Source organism: Nostoc sp. (assembly GCF_036917575.1).
Lineage (GTDB): Bacteria > Cyanobacteriota > Cyanobacteriia > Cyanobacteriales > Nostocaceae > Nostoc.
Window position 1 is genome coordinate 62,887 of sequence record NZ_JBALDC010000025.1, and the last position, 13,467, is coordinate 76,353.

The following is a 13,467-nucleotide window of genomic DNA, read 5'->3' on the forward strand; positions in this document are numbered from 1 at the left end:
TGTTTTAATCGCAGCCGAATTTTGTTAGTTGGAAGCTTTAGGGCGATGAGTGACTAATTCTTGGATTTTACCCACAGCGTAATCAAGAATTAATCCAGTTAAGCCAATTACGAACACAGCTAAAAATACTGAACTTAAATTTAAGCGACTCCATTCATCCCAGACAAAAAAGCCGATACCAATACCGCCTGTGAGCATTTCCACAGCAACGATAACCAGCCAAGCTATCCCCAAACTAATTCGTAAGCCGGTAAAAATATACGGCAAACTTGCAGGCAAAATTATTTTTGTAATCCGTCGCCAACGCGGCATTTCCAAAACTCGTGCCACATCTAAATAATCTTGGGGAACACTAGAAACTCCTAAGGCTGTATTAATAATTGTCGGCCATAGAGAAGTTATGAATATGACAAAAATCGCGGAAGGATCTGCTAAGTTAAAAATTGCTAAAGCGATGGGTAGCCAAGCTAGAGGCGATACTGGTTTAAAAATTTGAATGATCGGATTAAACGCTAGCATTGCCCGTCTGGACATCCCAATTAAAAACCCCAGAGGAATCGCTACTACTGCACCTAACGAAAAGCCTAGTAATACTCGACGCAGACTTGCTATCAACAACCAACCAATTCCTAAATTACCTGGGCCTCGCTCGTAGAAAGGATTTAAGATGTAGTCTAGATTCGCAATTAGCGCTTCTGGTGGAGTGGGCATCAATTCATGATTGGCAAGTGCGATAATCCACCACAGTACAATTATTCCCAAGAAGCCCAATACAGGTAGAATGAAGACATCTTTGAGGATAATAGGTTTTGCTTTTTTCCAAGTTGCTTGTCCAGCGATCGCTGCGATCGCTGCTAAATTTAGTTGAAATATCATCTCCGACCTCAACAGATTTAAGTGCAGGTACAAAAAATTGAGCAGTACCAGCCTTGGACACCGATGAGATCGGAACATTATAAAAATGCCGTCTCTTCAGTCTCCTCTCAATGCCTACGAAGTTAGCTGACGGGCTAGGGCTGAGAGATGCCCTTCTAAAAAAAGTTATCAGTTATGAGTTGAATATTTACTAAAGTAACTTCTAACTCCTGACTTTCTCTGAGATACGCCCCACAATTTGGTTCCTCCGCTCCAACATCACCCACTGCGATCTGTTGGATTAGGCTGACTTACTCTAAGTAAATACTAATTTATGTACATTATAACATTGATATACATAATCTAACATAGGTACTTCAGTAACAATATCTGTCTGCTGATAGTTGTTGTTTATTTTGTTACTTCATCCACCTGCATAACCTAACTTTTCGCTAATCCAGAAAATTGATAATTTTAATTATCTTGTGAATCAAATCCTTGCACAGTGAGATCAATAATTTTGTTAAGTCAAGTTACAAGGCTGTTAGTTGCTAGATTTATCTTGATAAATTAAGATGCATATTATACTTTCTAATTTTCGTGTACGGGTATTAATGCTTATTAATAACAGAATTCTGAAAAATCTATTTCTTTTGGTAGGTTAAAAATATTACTAGTTGTGGTAATTCCTGACTTTAGTCGCTAAACTATTTGGATATGGAAGTTTACTCATCTATCTTCTAGCTGAATTTAAGATAATGGATTTTAGTCAAGTACTGGCTGAAAAAACGGATACCATCCTTGATAAATGGATTTTAGCAGTTCGTAGGGATAGACGAATTGAAAGTGCTGATGATTTATCTTATACATCGGTCAAGGATCACATTCCTGATGTTTTGAAAGCTATGGTGACAGTGCTTTCAAAATCTCAAGAGAATGATATTCAATCAATAGTTACTGCCAGTTTTCAGCATGGAACGATTCGAGCCGAACAAGGTTTTGATCCAGCAGAAATTGCCAGAGAACATCATCTGCTGCGAACAGTAATATTTGATGCTCTACAACCAGATTTATTAGAGGGAATCCCGTCAGAGATAATTCGTTCCATGCGTTTGATTGACGCTATTATAGACGAAGCGATCGCTCGATGTTTCAAGAGTTATGTTGAGGAACGCTTACGGGAATTACAGAAATTGCAAGCATCACTAACGCTCCATAATGATGAACTGACGCGGCTAATTAGCGCTAATCAAGAGTATGTTTCCCAACTAGCCCATGAATTGAAACATCCCCTAACTTCCATTATTGGTTATTCGGATCTATTTTTACGCCAACAACGCCGAAAGACTGATATCAAAGACTGCTTTAGCAATTTAGAACATATTGAGCGGGTACTACGCAATGGTAAACAGTTACTCCATCTAATTAATGATGTACTAGAACTTTCGCGCTATGACGCTGGGCAGATAAAACTCCAATCAGCACCTACCGATGTACGTAAATTAATCGATAATGCGTGTGAAATGTTGCAACCTTTAGCTACGGGAAAAAATTTACAAATCGTAGTTGATTGCGATCGCATTCCCGAAAAATTAATTACAGATTCTTTTCAGTTGCAACAAATTGTTACGAATCTTATTAGTAATGCGATTCGTTATACAGAGTTGGGAAAAATTATTATCATGTGTCAGATGTTAGAGAACCAGAGATGGGCGATCGCAGTTTCTGACACTGGAGTTGGCATTGCACCCGAAAACCAAGCCCAGGTCTTTGAACCCTACTTTCGCGTGAGTTATAGCGATCGTCCCTATCTTCCTGATAGTACCGGATTGGGATTAGCGATCGTCTCGCGGTTGGTAAAACTATTGCAAGGTCAAATTAACCTAGCCTCGCAGGTAGGCGTTGGTTCTACTTTCACCGTAACTTTTCCTTTAGAAGTGGGATTTTAAAAGCGACTAGAAGTCGCGGCTTAGGGATGACGTCTACCATCCCCATTTTCTATCTTTCGATTTCATCTACAGCTTTGGGAACCCCCGCAGTTAATACTTCATGTCCCCCAGGTGTAACTAATACATCATCCTCAATCCGAATACCAATCCCAACCCATCGCGGATCGGTCTGTGGCTGGTCTTCTGCTAGTTTGGTATCTGGCACAATATATAGTCCCGGTTCCACTGTCAAAATTTGACCTGGTTGTAAAATTTGAGATTTGTCTTCACCATGCTGATAAACACCGACATCATGGACATCTAAACCTAACCAATGACTGGTGCGGTGCATATAATATGGCTTGTATTTCTCTTCTTCAATTAACTTATCAATTTCACCCTTGAGAATGCCAACTTCGACTAAACCTTCTGTGAGAACGCGCACTGCTGTATCGTGAACTAATTTGAAAGGATTACCTGGTTGGATTTGAGCGATCGCTTGTTTTTGCGCTTCTAAAACAATCTCATACAGCGTCTTTTGTTCTGGCGTAAACTTACCCCCTACAGGAAATGTCCGGGTAATATCGGAGTTGTAATAACCGTAAGCACAACCGGCATCAATTAGTAGTAATTCTCCATCCTGCATTTGACGATTATTTTCAATGTAGTGGAGTACACAAGCATTTACACCAGAAGCCACAATCGAAGGATAAGCAGGCCCTAAGCCACCCCGGACTCGAAAGATCCGTTCCATCTCCGCTTGTATTTCGTACTCATAACGTCCTGGTGCAGCGATTTCTTGGGCATAATTGTGCGCTTCAGTGGCGATCGCTGCTGCTTGACGCATCAATTCCAACTCAGCTTCGCTTTTGATCAATCTCATGCTGTTGAGGACAGGGCCAGTATCTTCAATAGCGATCGGCCCTGTACCGCGCTTCGGATAAGTCCGCAGTAAACTTTGGTAATGTCGCAGGATTTGGTCATTGAAAGTGCGATCGCGTCCTAAGTGATAGTAAATCCGGCTAGCTTTTTCCAAATACTGCGGCAACTTTTCATCTAACTCGCTAATGGGGTATGCTTCATCAGCACCATAAATTTCTTTTGCTGCCTCTACCCCACAAAGATAACCAGTCCATACTTCCTTTTCGCGATCCTTTGGTTGGACAAACAGCACAAACCGATGTTCTGAATGATGCGGCACTAACACTGCTACTGCTTGTGGTTCATTAAAACCAGTTAAGTAAAAAAAATCACTATCTTGGCGATAAACATACTCGACATCATTGTGCATTACTGCCATTGGCGCACTGCGAAAAATGGCTGTACCATCACCAATTTTTGCCATTAACTGCTCGCGACGCTGCCGATATTCTGCTTGCATAGTTGATGTGCTTATAAAAATATTGTGTTATTTGACACTTTTAGCAACTAATAGATGCACAGATTATGCCTCTTAATAGTTGCTAATCTAAATTATTCTAACCAATATTTGTTTCCACTTAAGTTATAAATCATTAGAGAAGAATTAATTATCTCGAAAGACTTAGATTTTCTAGTTTTTCAACAACTCGTAAATCTTCTTATTATCAACTGATTTAAAATATTCATAAAAAAATTATAATCCTTTATTTTATCTAATTTTCGCTATTTAAGAAATTTCACAGCGCACAGTCAAAAATATGTCTACTCAATCTACAACAAAAAAAGCGATCGCTTACGTAATTAACAAAGATAAATTAATGGTGTTTACACATACTGAGTTTCCAGAAGCTGGCGTACAAGTACCTGCTGGTACAGTTGAAGAAAATGAGGAGCCATCTGAAACTGTACTGCGAGAAATTTATGAAGAATCAGGTATCAAAGGAGTTCGTATTATTGAGTTATTGGGTATTTATCAATACAATATGACTCCCGCTCGAAATGAAATTCAAGAACGTTATGTTTATCATCTCGAATTAACTCAATGTACACCAACTACTTGGCGGCATTGGGAAATACATTCAAGTACGAGCAAAAACTTTATATCTTTTGATTTTTATTGGGTTAGATTGGATGGCTCAGATTTAGGTCTAGCTGGTGGTCAAGGTTATTTTTTATCTAAGCTGGTTGACAAAACAAAAAATAGTGAGGATTGAGCTAACACTTGAGATTAAGCGCTTAACGCACCGCCAGATAATATGGTGCGTTAGGCTAATGCCATAACACACGCTACTTAAGATTTACTTTATAAATAGTGTCTTAAATATATAAGTAGATTTTTGATAAAACATTTTAGAACTTACGTAAAAACCCTCTCAAACTCTCATTTCTCCGTGACCTCTGCACCCTTTATGGTTATTTTTCCGTTAATTGTACGTAAGTACTATATTTAAATGTCAAAGAAAATAAATAAAATAATCAAAGTTTATCTATAAAGCATCATATATAAAATACAAAATAATATTTTGCAATTGCTTATATATAACTTAAACAGCTTAAAAAAATAGTTTAATATCAACAAATATTTATCTTCAAAAACTCACATTAATAAAGAAATAATAGTTGTAAAGAAAAATTGAAACCCTAGTAAATGTTATTTCGTTACAGAAAGAGATTACAAAAAAAAGTTAAAAGAATATAACAACCAATAATAAAAATACACCATGCCGGCAAATTCAAATTCCTCACCCTTAGCTTTGAATACATCTCGATTGTTATCAGATTCTTTTGCAAAATCAGAAATCTTGACAACTTCTCTTAAAAGTTTAAATTATGATTTAGGGTTTGGAAATAAAAGTTCTTCACTAGCACTAGAAAGTGAACCGGTGACTGCACCTGTTAAAACGTCAGCAAATCCCAATCCTAATCCTTACTTAACTAGTGCGGCGATTACTCCTGACTTTAACGGTGATGGTAAAACAGATAAAGTTTGGGTCAATTCTTCAACTGGTGAGATTATCATTCGGTTGATGGATGGCACAAAAGTTTTGGAACAGGGTTCTTTGGGTCAATTCGACCTATCCGCCTATGATTACAAAATTGCTGACTTCAATGCTGATGGCAAAACCGACTTCTTGTTACGCAATAAGACAACCGGCGAGAATAGCGTTGTGTTGATGGATGGAACCAAAGTTGCTAGTGCGGCTGCTCTAAGTACCGTCGATCCAGCCTGGACTCCTCAGATTGGAGATTTCAACGGCGATCGCAAAACCGATATCTTCTGGCATAATGGCACAACTGGCGAGAATGCTATCTGGCAGATGGATGGCAGTACAGTTCTGAATGCAACTGTTCTAGACACTACAAGCACAGCACTAACTCCTACCATTGTTGATTTTGACGGCAATGGTAAGAGTGACATTTTCTGGCGCGATCAGACCACCGGCGATAACACCGCTTGGTTTATGGATGGTACGCAAAAGACTGAATTGGCACTGCAATCACAAGATCCCGCCTGGACTCCTACCCTTGGTGATTTCAACGGCGACTATAAGACTGATATTCTGTGGAGAAACGCTCAAACCGGTGAGAACAAGGTTTGGACAATGAGTGGCATCTTAGTTACAGAGGGTGCTTTGGGCACACTTGACTCATCCTGGACTTCCAAAATTGGTGACTTCAACGGTGATGGCAAGACTGATATTTTCTGGCACAATGGAACCACAGGTGCGAACACTGCTTGGTTGATGGATGGCACAACAGTTGCGACTGAAGCTTTCTTACCAGCTAATAACGCGGCATTGACACCATCCCTTGGCGATTTCAACGGCGATGGCAAGACTGATATCTACTGGCGCGATCAGACAGCAGGTACAGACAACATTTGGACTATAGATGGGACGACAGCAGTTGAGAACCCCATCAGCGACGCAGATAAGCTGACCGGAGAGTGGTATACGTTCTAAAATCAGAATTCAGACTTCAGAATTCATCAGGTGGAGGCAAGAGTCATTATTATATCCTTGCTTCCCCTGCTTTTTTGCTAGTTTCCAATCCCCAGTCTTTTTATTCAAAACTTGTAACTCAAAATCTGAATTTCTCCCTTTTCTGGCAATTTACCAGGGCTAATGGAAATACTATCTCCATTGCTACGCTGCACTGTCGTACCTTGCATCAAGGTCAGAAAATTATCTAGTGGGGAAAGATCGCACTTAGCAGCATCAGCCGCTTGTGTGCGGTAATGAGTCGGAATCACCAACTTGGGATTTAATACTTGAACAGCCTGCTTTGCTTCTTCGGCATTGTAGGCTTTTGCACTGCCTCCCACTGGAATAAACGCTACATCGGGACGCCCCATCAAGATTTTTTGCTCAATGGAAATAGGTGCAGCAGCTCCGCCTAAGTGTAGGATATTAATTCCGCCTTGCTTCCAACTCCAAGCAGTATTTGAACCAAACTGCTTACCACCTTTGCGATCGTGGTCTATGGCAATTCCTTGGAATTTAATGCCTTTAAACTCATAAACTCCTGGTTCGTAGATGAGTTTTGCATTTCCCGGTAGTACATCCACAGCACCTTCATCTAGTAGTTGGCTGCTAATCAGTACCAAATCTGCTGCAACTTTTGGAGGACGATACTTAGCAGTACAACCAACCGATCGAAATGGATTGACGAGAACTTTCGCACCACCACCAGTAAAAAGAAAGCAAGTATGACCCAACCACTGAACTGATAAACCGCTAGATTGTGCGTCAGCTTGAGATTCAGAACCCAAGGTAGTAACTAAAGCTGTTACCAACCCCGCCCCAGCATAGCCCATCAACTGTCGTCGTTTCATTAATTATGCTCTTGACTGTAACTGTTCCAGAAAATTTCGCAATAACTGTTTTCCTGAAGATGTCAGGACACTCTCTGGGTGAAACTGGACGCCCTGAATGTGAGGATAGTTCCGGTGTCGCACTCCCATAATGGTGTTATCTTCAACCCAAGCGGTGATTTCTAACACATCTGGGCAAGTCTCACGTTCGATTACCAAACTATGATACCTGGTGGCGGTCAAAGGATTTTCTAATCCCCGGAAAACCCCCACTCCAGTGTGAGACACTTGAGAGGTTTTGCCATGCATCAACTCTGGAGCAGAAATTATTTTACCACCGAACACTTGACCAATGCTTTGATGTCCCAAACAGACACCTAAAATTGGTAACTCTTGTCCTAGCTGTTCAATCAATTCTAAAGAAATACCAGCATCTTCCGGGCGACCAGGCCCAGGAGAAATAACTACGGCTTCCGGCTTTAATGCCTGAATCTCATCAATGGATATCTTGTCGTTACGAAAAACTTTAATATCATTTGCCACTGGGAACTCTGAAGCTAATTCTCCCAGGTACTGCACTAAGTTATATGTAAAACTATCGTAATTGTCGATAACTATAATCAAAGTTTATAACTCCTAGCTCTATCACTCATCAGTTGCAATAGCATAGACAAATATCTCATACTAAGTGAGTGGGCGTGAATAATTAAAGGTTTGTAGTAAGTGACATTAGCCCTTAAAATAGAGTTATCGGATACTATGAACCAATTTAATTAATTTCACGTTGGATAACATAGTTTGATTTATTCTTGCCTACTTATTTATTTGTTCGCTAGATGTAAAAATAACGCTAAAGTGGACACGTAAATATGAGGCGGCTACTCAATGATAAGCCACTTATTCAATTCTAAATTGCTTATAATGTGTTCTCCAGGGGATCGGACAGATCCTCTTATTGGCTCACTTGGCGATGCCTGCGGCGGTCACTAAGCTTTGTCGTATCACTTGCCTACGGCACGCTACGCGAACGTGAAAGTAAGCTATACGCAGCGTCTCATAAAGAAGTGCGGGCTACGTTGGAGCAAATCACCTCTACAAAGTCGATATAATTAACCTTACCAGAGGAGGTAGCAATAGCGTACCTGCGACTAACATCGCTACGAAAGCAGAGACAAGCACTGCACCAGCCGCACAATCTTTAGCAATTTTTGCCAAATCATGGTATGTCTGCTTAACGGTTAAGTCCACAACAGACTCGAGCGCTGTATTTAGTAACTCTAATGCCAAAACTAAACCACTAGTTACACCAATTACCGCAATTTCGACCGCTTGCAGATGCAAAAAAACGCTCAAAGCGATCGCCATTGCACAAACACTTATGTGGATGCGAAAGTTACGTTGAGTTTGAAAACTATAACTGATTCCAGCCCAGGCATATTTAAAACTAATAAATAAATTAGAGGCTACTTTCCAGGAGAATTCCCGTTCGTTAGACACTAGTGTTTGTAACGAGGTAGGCGTTGGTGAGGGAGAAATTTTTTGGGACATAGACTTAAAAACACAAGAACAGAGTTGCTACAGTGGGAATATTCGCCGATCTTAATGGCAGAATTAACTTTGAGGCAATCTTTAAGCAATTTTCCACAGAAGTATTATAAAAGTATTACCCAAAATTAACATTAAGAGATGCATCAGCCACTACTATTCCATGTCAATAGCAATACCTATTGCATTCAGCAATGTCACTTGCTGTTCTAACATTCGCTCTAAACTTTTTTCATCAGGATGATCCCAGCCCAGCAGGTGCAATAAACCGTGAGCAGCTAACCAGGCTAGCTCAGTTGATAAGCTATGTTCCTGTTGTTGAGCTTGGTGTTGTGCTGTATCTACAGACACAATAATATCACCTAAATATAATGGTACAGAGGCAAGCATTTCTATGCTTTGAGGAAAATCCACCTCCAAAGCAGCAAAAGCTAAAACGTCTGTCGGCTTATTTTGCTGACGATATTGAGCATTCAGTTCTTGAATTTGCAAGTCATCTGTCAAACGCAACCCAATTTCATAACTTGGCGCTGGTGGAATCTGAGGGTGAAGTATTTCCAACCAGTGATTAAACCAGTTTTCCCAAGTTTCAGGAGTAATTCGGGCATTAGTCTCGTCAATTTTTACAGATATTGTCGAGGACAACTCATAAAAAGACTCTTCCACATATAGTTCAACTCTCAGGGGCACAAAGTCTCCTTGTCTGAGGTTTACGATTTGTCGTTGCTAGTGAGTAAGGTAAGCAAGACCAACAAGCAGAGCTAAAAGCCCTACAGCAGTCAACGCAAAATGCTTTAGGGAAGTTGCACCCTTCCGCACCATGTTTCGCATGGCGAGTTTGACGTAGCTAGGTTGAGGTTCTGTTGAAGGAGAATTACTCATAGTTATTTGTCTACAGATTCTTCTTTTATAACTGTAACAGTTGGTCTGGGATAGAATTGGATGAATTGCGATCGCCTACATATTACTAAGGCGTTTCAAAAAGAAACGCCTTAGCAATCGGGATGTTATGTAACAACTGCCTCTATACCGAAGTATTTTCTACTAGTTTATTTTCTTGGCGCAGATAAGCTTGGATGAATGTATCAAGTTCACCATTCATTATATCACCAATGGCTGTTGTTTCCGTGTTTGTACGTAAATCTTTCACCATTTGGTATGGATGAAATACATAATTACGGATCTGGTTTCCCCAAGAGGCTTCCACCATATCACCACGAATTTCGGCAATTTCTTGGGCACGTTGCTCTTTAGCGATGACCAACAGCTTTGCTTTGAGGCGATTTAGGGCTTTTTCTTTATTTTGCAGCTGCGATCGCTCCTCTGTACAGCGCACGGCAAGACCTGTAGGGAGGTGAACAATCCGCACCGCAGTTTCTACTTTGTTGACATTCTGCCCACCTTTACCACCAGAGCGAGTTGTGGTGATTTCCAAATCTTTGTCTGGAATATCCAGCTGCACAGAGTTATCTATCTGTGGCATCACTTCTATCCCAGCAAAACTGGTTTGCCGCTTACCGTTGGCATTAAAAGGTGAAATTCGCACTAAACGATGTGTACCCATTTCTGAACGCAAGTAACCATAGGCATAGCGACCAGTAATTTCTAGCGTTGCCGATTTAATTCCGGCTTCATCACCCTCCGACTCTTCGGCTAAAGTTACCTTATAGCCGTGAGCTTCGCCCCAACGGGTGTACATCCGCATCAGCATAAATGCCCAGTCTTGAGCATCTGTGCCACCAGCACCAGCAGTAATTGTCAGTACAGCACCTTCAGCATCATAGGACCCAGAAAGTAACTGTTGTAACTCCCACTGATCGAGGTCACGATTGAGTTTAGTGATGGTAGATTCGGCTTCTTGGAGTAGTGCCTCATCGGTTTCTAACTCCAATAATTCCACAACTGCTTTAGTATCTTCTAAATTGGCGTGCCAGCGATCGTATTGCTGGAGATGGGCTTTCAGGTCGTTGAGTTCTTGCAGCGTTTGTTGGGCCTGGGTTTGGTCATTCCAAAATTCTGGCTGTGCTGATATTTTTTCCAGGTCTTGAATTTTAGCTGTCAGTGCAGGTACGTCAAAGATAGTCCTGGGTTTTACCCAGGCGGCTAGACAACGTTTCGATTTCGCGTTTGAGTTCTAAAACTTCCATAGTGCTTGCTGAATGATAAATAAAGCGCTTTGGTTTGGAAAATTGCTCTTTATTCTACTTAATGTTTTTTAATTTTAGCTGTAGTTGGGCAAATTTTTTCTGCACTACTTATATTAAGATACAAAAGTTACTTGAAATTATCAAGCGCTTCTGTGCTTACTGAAGTAGTGTGATTTAGCTGTTGCAGATAGGCTTTGATAAACAAATTAATTTTACCGTCTAATACCTCTGTCGTAACAGTTGTTTCTACATTGGTACGTAAATTTTTTACCCTGGTGTAAGGATGCAAGATATATTCACGGATGAGCTTGTTGGATAGAGGTTTTATCTGTCGGGGTTGAATTTGGTCAATTTGCTCGACATTTTGGGCTAGTGCGTAGGCGTAGCCCGTCGTAGACATCGCCAACAGTTTACTCTTGAGAATAGCTAAGGCTTTCTCTTTATTTTGCATCTGATTGCGCTCTTGGTTACAAAATATACTAATCCCAAGAGGAATGTGAACCACCTTTACCCAAGTTTCGGAGCGATTAATATTCCTGCTATTGCACTGCCACCTAGTTATTTGCAAATCCTTCTCTAGAATCTTCCACTCAATGGACTCATCCAATATTGGGATAAATTCTACACTAGTTAAACTCGTCCGCAAGCTGTTCGTAACATCGAAGGGGGATATCTGCTGTAGTTGATGTGTGCCTGTTTCTGATTTGAGGTAGCCGTATGCATAACTTGCTGTAATTTCTAAAGTTGCATACTTAATTCCGCCCTCATTACCCTCAGAAATCTCTACTACATCCACTTGATAATTGTGGCTTTTTCCCCAACGCCAGTACATTTGCAGCAACATATACGCCCAGTAATGACTGTCTGCATTATCAACTTCAGCAGTAATAGTGAGTAATGCAGCTTTTTCGTCGTGGGGGTCAGACAATAATTGTCGTATTTCTGCTGTTTCTAGTTCTTGCTGGAGTTGGATAAGATTGGTTTGTGCCTCTTGCCACAATTCCTCATCATCTGATAATTCTAACAATTCCAAAGCAGCCTTGATATCTTCTAAAATCGAACACCAGCGCTGATATTGCTGATGCTTGTAGAATATGAAGTATTCAATTTCTTGAAGTGTCTCATAAGCAAGCGTTGGATTATTCCAAAAATCAGGTTGAGCAATTACTCGATCTAAATATTGAATTCTTGCAGTCAAATATTCAAGGTCAAAGACAGTCTTCACCCTTTCCTAATATATTAGACAATCTTTCTACTTCGATTTTGATATTTAAGAATTCAAGCATAGTTTTGCTCACTTGAGACTTAACTTATCTACATATTCTACTATTAAATAAATGAAAAAACCGTGGTTGCTAAAAATTTAACCACAGTTTTTATTTTATAAAACTTGACTTTTGTTAGCGCCTACAGATAATTAATCGCGGCCATTTATGGCAATTAGCAACCGCAAGATAAAGACGAACAAGTTGATGTAAGTTAAGTACATCGACAAAGCAGCAGGCAGATACTGATCATCGCTGTAAGTGCGGGGCAAGATATAGAAATCGACAACAGAAACCCCAACAAACAGGAATACTCCCAAACCGGAGATAGCAATTTCTAACCAATTGGGCGTGTAGACACCAAACATGGCAAACCCAAATTGGGCTAGACATACAACCACCAAGGCAATGACACCAAGATTGATGGTTTTCGTCAAAGCCATGCCGTCTTGTTCAGAAAGATTTGAACCTATTTGACGGGCAGCAATAAAGGTGATACCACAACCAAGGGCAGCCAAGCCAATCCCTTGAATGCCAACACCTTGGGATCTTAAAGCGACAAATACTAAGCCACTAAGAGTATATCCAGACAAGAGGCTGTAGGTTGCCAACAGAGGTAATGCAAGTCCCCTGTTACCTTTTTGGGCAACATTTTGGGCAACAAAGAACAAAATTAATTCCAGAATCACTGCACCAAGAAAGGTGGGAAAGAATATTTCGGGGTTAGTACGGATAATTCCCAAACCGCCGTAGGTTCCTAATGCCGTTAGCACTAATCCACCACCAACGTAGGGGAGGGCGTTGGCAATCACGTTTGGGCCAACGAGAGCGTGAGATTTAGCCTCACGGATAGCTTCACGAAAATTACTGGTATTGCTCATATTGAAATACTGTTTTTTAGGAAAACGTTCTACCTATTCCTATTCTTACCAATTTTTGAAGTTAACAGCCAAGGATTTAATAGGTTGCAAAATCTTAATGGCAGTATTGTT

The 13,467-nt window shown here is 40.5% G+C and carries 13 protein-coding genes and 1 riboswitch; of the genes, 3 read left to right on the top strand and 10 right to left on the bottom strand.

From position 1 onward, the window contains the following. Positions 1 to 24: 24 nt before the first annotated feature. Positions 25 to 876: a nitrate ABC transporter permease gene (gene ntrB / locus V7K79_RS05840; protein ID WP_335045565.1), complete on the bottom strand. Its 852-nt coding sequence runs from the start codon at positions 874 to 876 to the stop codon at positions 25 to 27. Between the two features lie 96 nt (positions 877 to 972). Continuing rightward, positions 973 to 1,173, bottom strand: a riboswitch (cyclic di-AMP (ydaO/yuaA leader). A gap of 440 nt (positions 1,174 to 1,613) precedes the next feature. Between ntrB and V7K79_RS05845 the strand changes: the two genes are divergently transcribed. Beyond that, positions 1,614 to 2,804, top strand: coding sequence for a sensor histidine kinase (locus V7K79_RS05845; protein ID WP_335045568.1), 1,191 nt, complete (start codon positions 1,614 to 1,616; stop codon positions 2,802 to 2,804). Positions 2,805 to 2,853: 49 nt separating this feature from the next. Here V7K79_RS05845 and V7K79_RS05850 read toward each other — a convergent pair whose 3' ends face one another. Then, on the bottom strand, positions 2,854 to 4,164 hold the full coding sequence (locus V7K79_RS05850; RefSeq protein WP_335045570.1) for an aminopeptidase P N-terminal domain-containing protein: 1,311 nt from the start codon (positions 4,162 to 4,164) through the stop codon (positions 2,854 to 2,856). 298 nt (positions 4,165 to 4,462) lie between these two features. On the opposite strand from V7K79_RS05850, the gene V7K79_RS05855 reads away from it, so the two are divergent. Next, positions 4,463 to 4,918, top strand: coding sequence for an NUDIX hydrolase (locus V7K79_RS05855; protein WP_335045571.1), 456 nt, complete (start codon positions 4,463 to 4,465; stop codon positions 4,916 to 4,918). Positions 4,919 to 5,425: 507 nt separating this feature from the next. Next, entirely contained in the window at positions 5,426 to 6,667 is a 1,242-nt protein-coding gene (locus V7K79_RS05860) for an FG-GAP repeat domain-containing protein (protein WP_335045573.1), read from the top strand. 104 nt (positions 6,668 to 6,771) lie between these two features. Here the strand turns inward: V7K79_RS05860 and V7K79_RS05865 are convergent, their stop codons facing one another. The 8 genes from V7K79_RS05865 to V7K79_RS05900 all read right to left on the bottom strand — a co-directional run bounded on the left by V7K79_RS05865 (position 6,772) and on the right by V7K79_RS05900 (position 13,356). Further along, positions 6,772 to 7,539, bottom strand: a complete 768-nt coding sequence (locus V7K79_RS05865) for an MBL fold metallo-hydrolase (protein ID WP_335045575.1) — start codon at positions 7,537 to 7,539, stop codon at positions 6,772 to 6,774. Positions 7,540 to 7,542: 3 nt separating this feature from the next. Continuing rightward, complete coding sequence (locus V7K79_RS05870) at positions 7,543 to 8,142, bottom strand: anthranilate synthase component II (RefSeq protein ID WP_334850504.1); 600 nt, start codon at positions 8,140 to 8,142, stop codon at positions 7,543 to 7,545. Between the two features lie 468 nt (positions 8,143 to 8,610). Beyond that, the gene (locus tag V7K79_RS05875) at positions 8,611 to 9,066 is read right to left on the bottom strand and encodes a diacylglycerol kinase family protein (RefSeq protein WP_335045576.1); all 456 of its coding nucleotides are present in this window, start codon (positions 9,064 to 9,066) and stop codon (positions 8,611 to 8,613) included. 153 nt (positions 9,067 to 9,219) lie between these two features. Further along, positions 9,220 to 9,708 carry an rRNA maturation RNase YbeY gene (ybeY, locus tag V7K79_RS05880; RefSeq protein WP_442938890.1) on the bottom strand — a complete coding sequence of 163 codons (489 nt, stop codon included), beginning with the start codon at positions 9,706 to 9,708 and terminating at the stop codon, positions 9,220 to 9,222. An 81-nt stretch (positions 9,709 to 9,789) separates the two neighbouring features. Continuing rightward, positions 9,790 to 9,945 (bottom strand): DUF3285 domain-containing protein, encoded by a 156-nt coding sequence (locus V7K79_RS05885; protein ID WP_012408076.1) that lies wholly within the window; start codon positions 9,943 to 9,945, stop codon positions 9,790 to 9,792. Between the two features lie 142 nt (positions 9,946 to 10,087). Beyond that, a protein-coding gene (gene prfB / locus V7K79_RS05890; protein ID WP_335045578.1) for a peptide chain release factor 2 occupies positions 10,088 to 11,210 on the bottom strand; the annotation gives its coding sequence in 2 pieces (ribosomal slippage) (positions 10,088 to 11,137 and positions 11,139 to 11,210; 1,122 coding nt in all). Between the two features lie 127 nt (positions 11,211 to 11,337). Then, positions 11,338 to 12,408, bottom strand: a complete 1,071-nt coding sequence (locus V7K79_RS05895) for a PCRF domain-containing protein (RefSeq protein WP_335045580.1) — start codon at positions 12,406 to 12,408, stop codon at positions 11,338 to 11,340. Between the two features lie 219 nt (positions 12,409 to 12,627). Then, positions 12,628 to 13,356 carry a Bax inhibitor-1/YccA family protein gene (locus tag V7K79_RS05900; protein ID WP_335045582.1) on the bottom strand — a complete coding sequence of 243 codons (729 nt, stop codon included), beginning with the start codon at positions 13,354 to 13,356 and terminating at the stop codon, positions 12,628 to 12,630. Between the last annotated feature and the right edge of the window lie 111 nt (positions 13,357 to 13,467).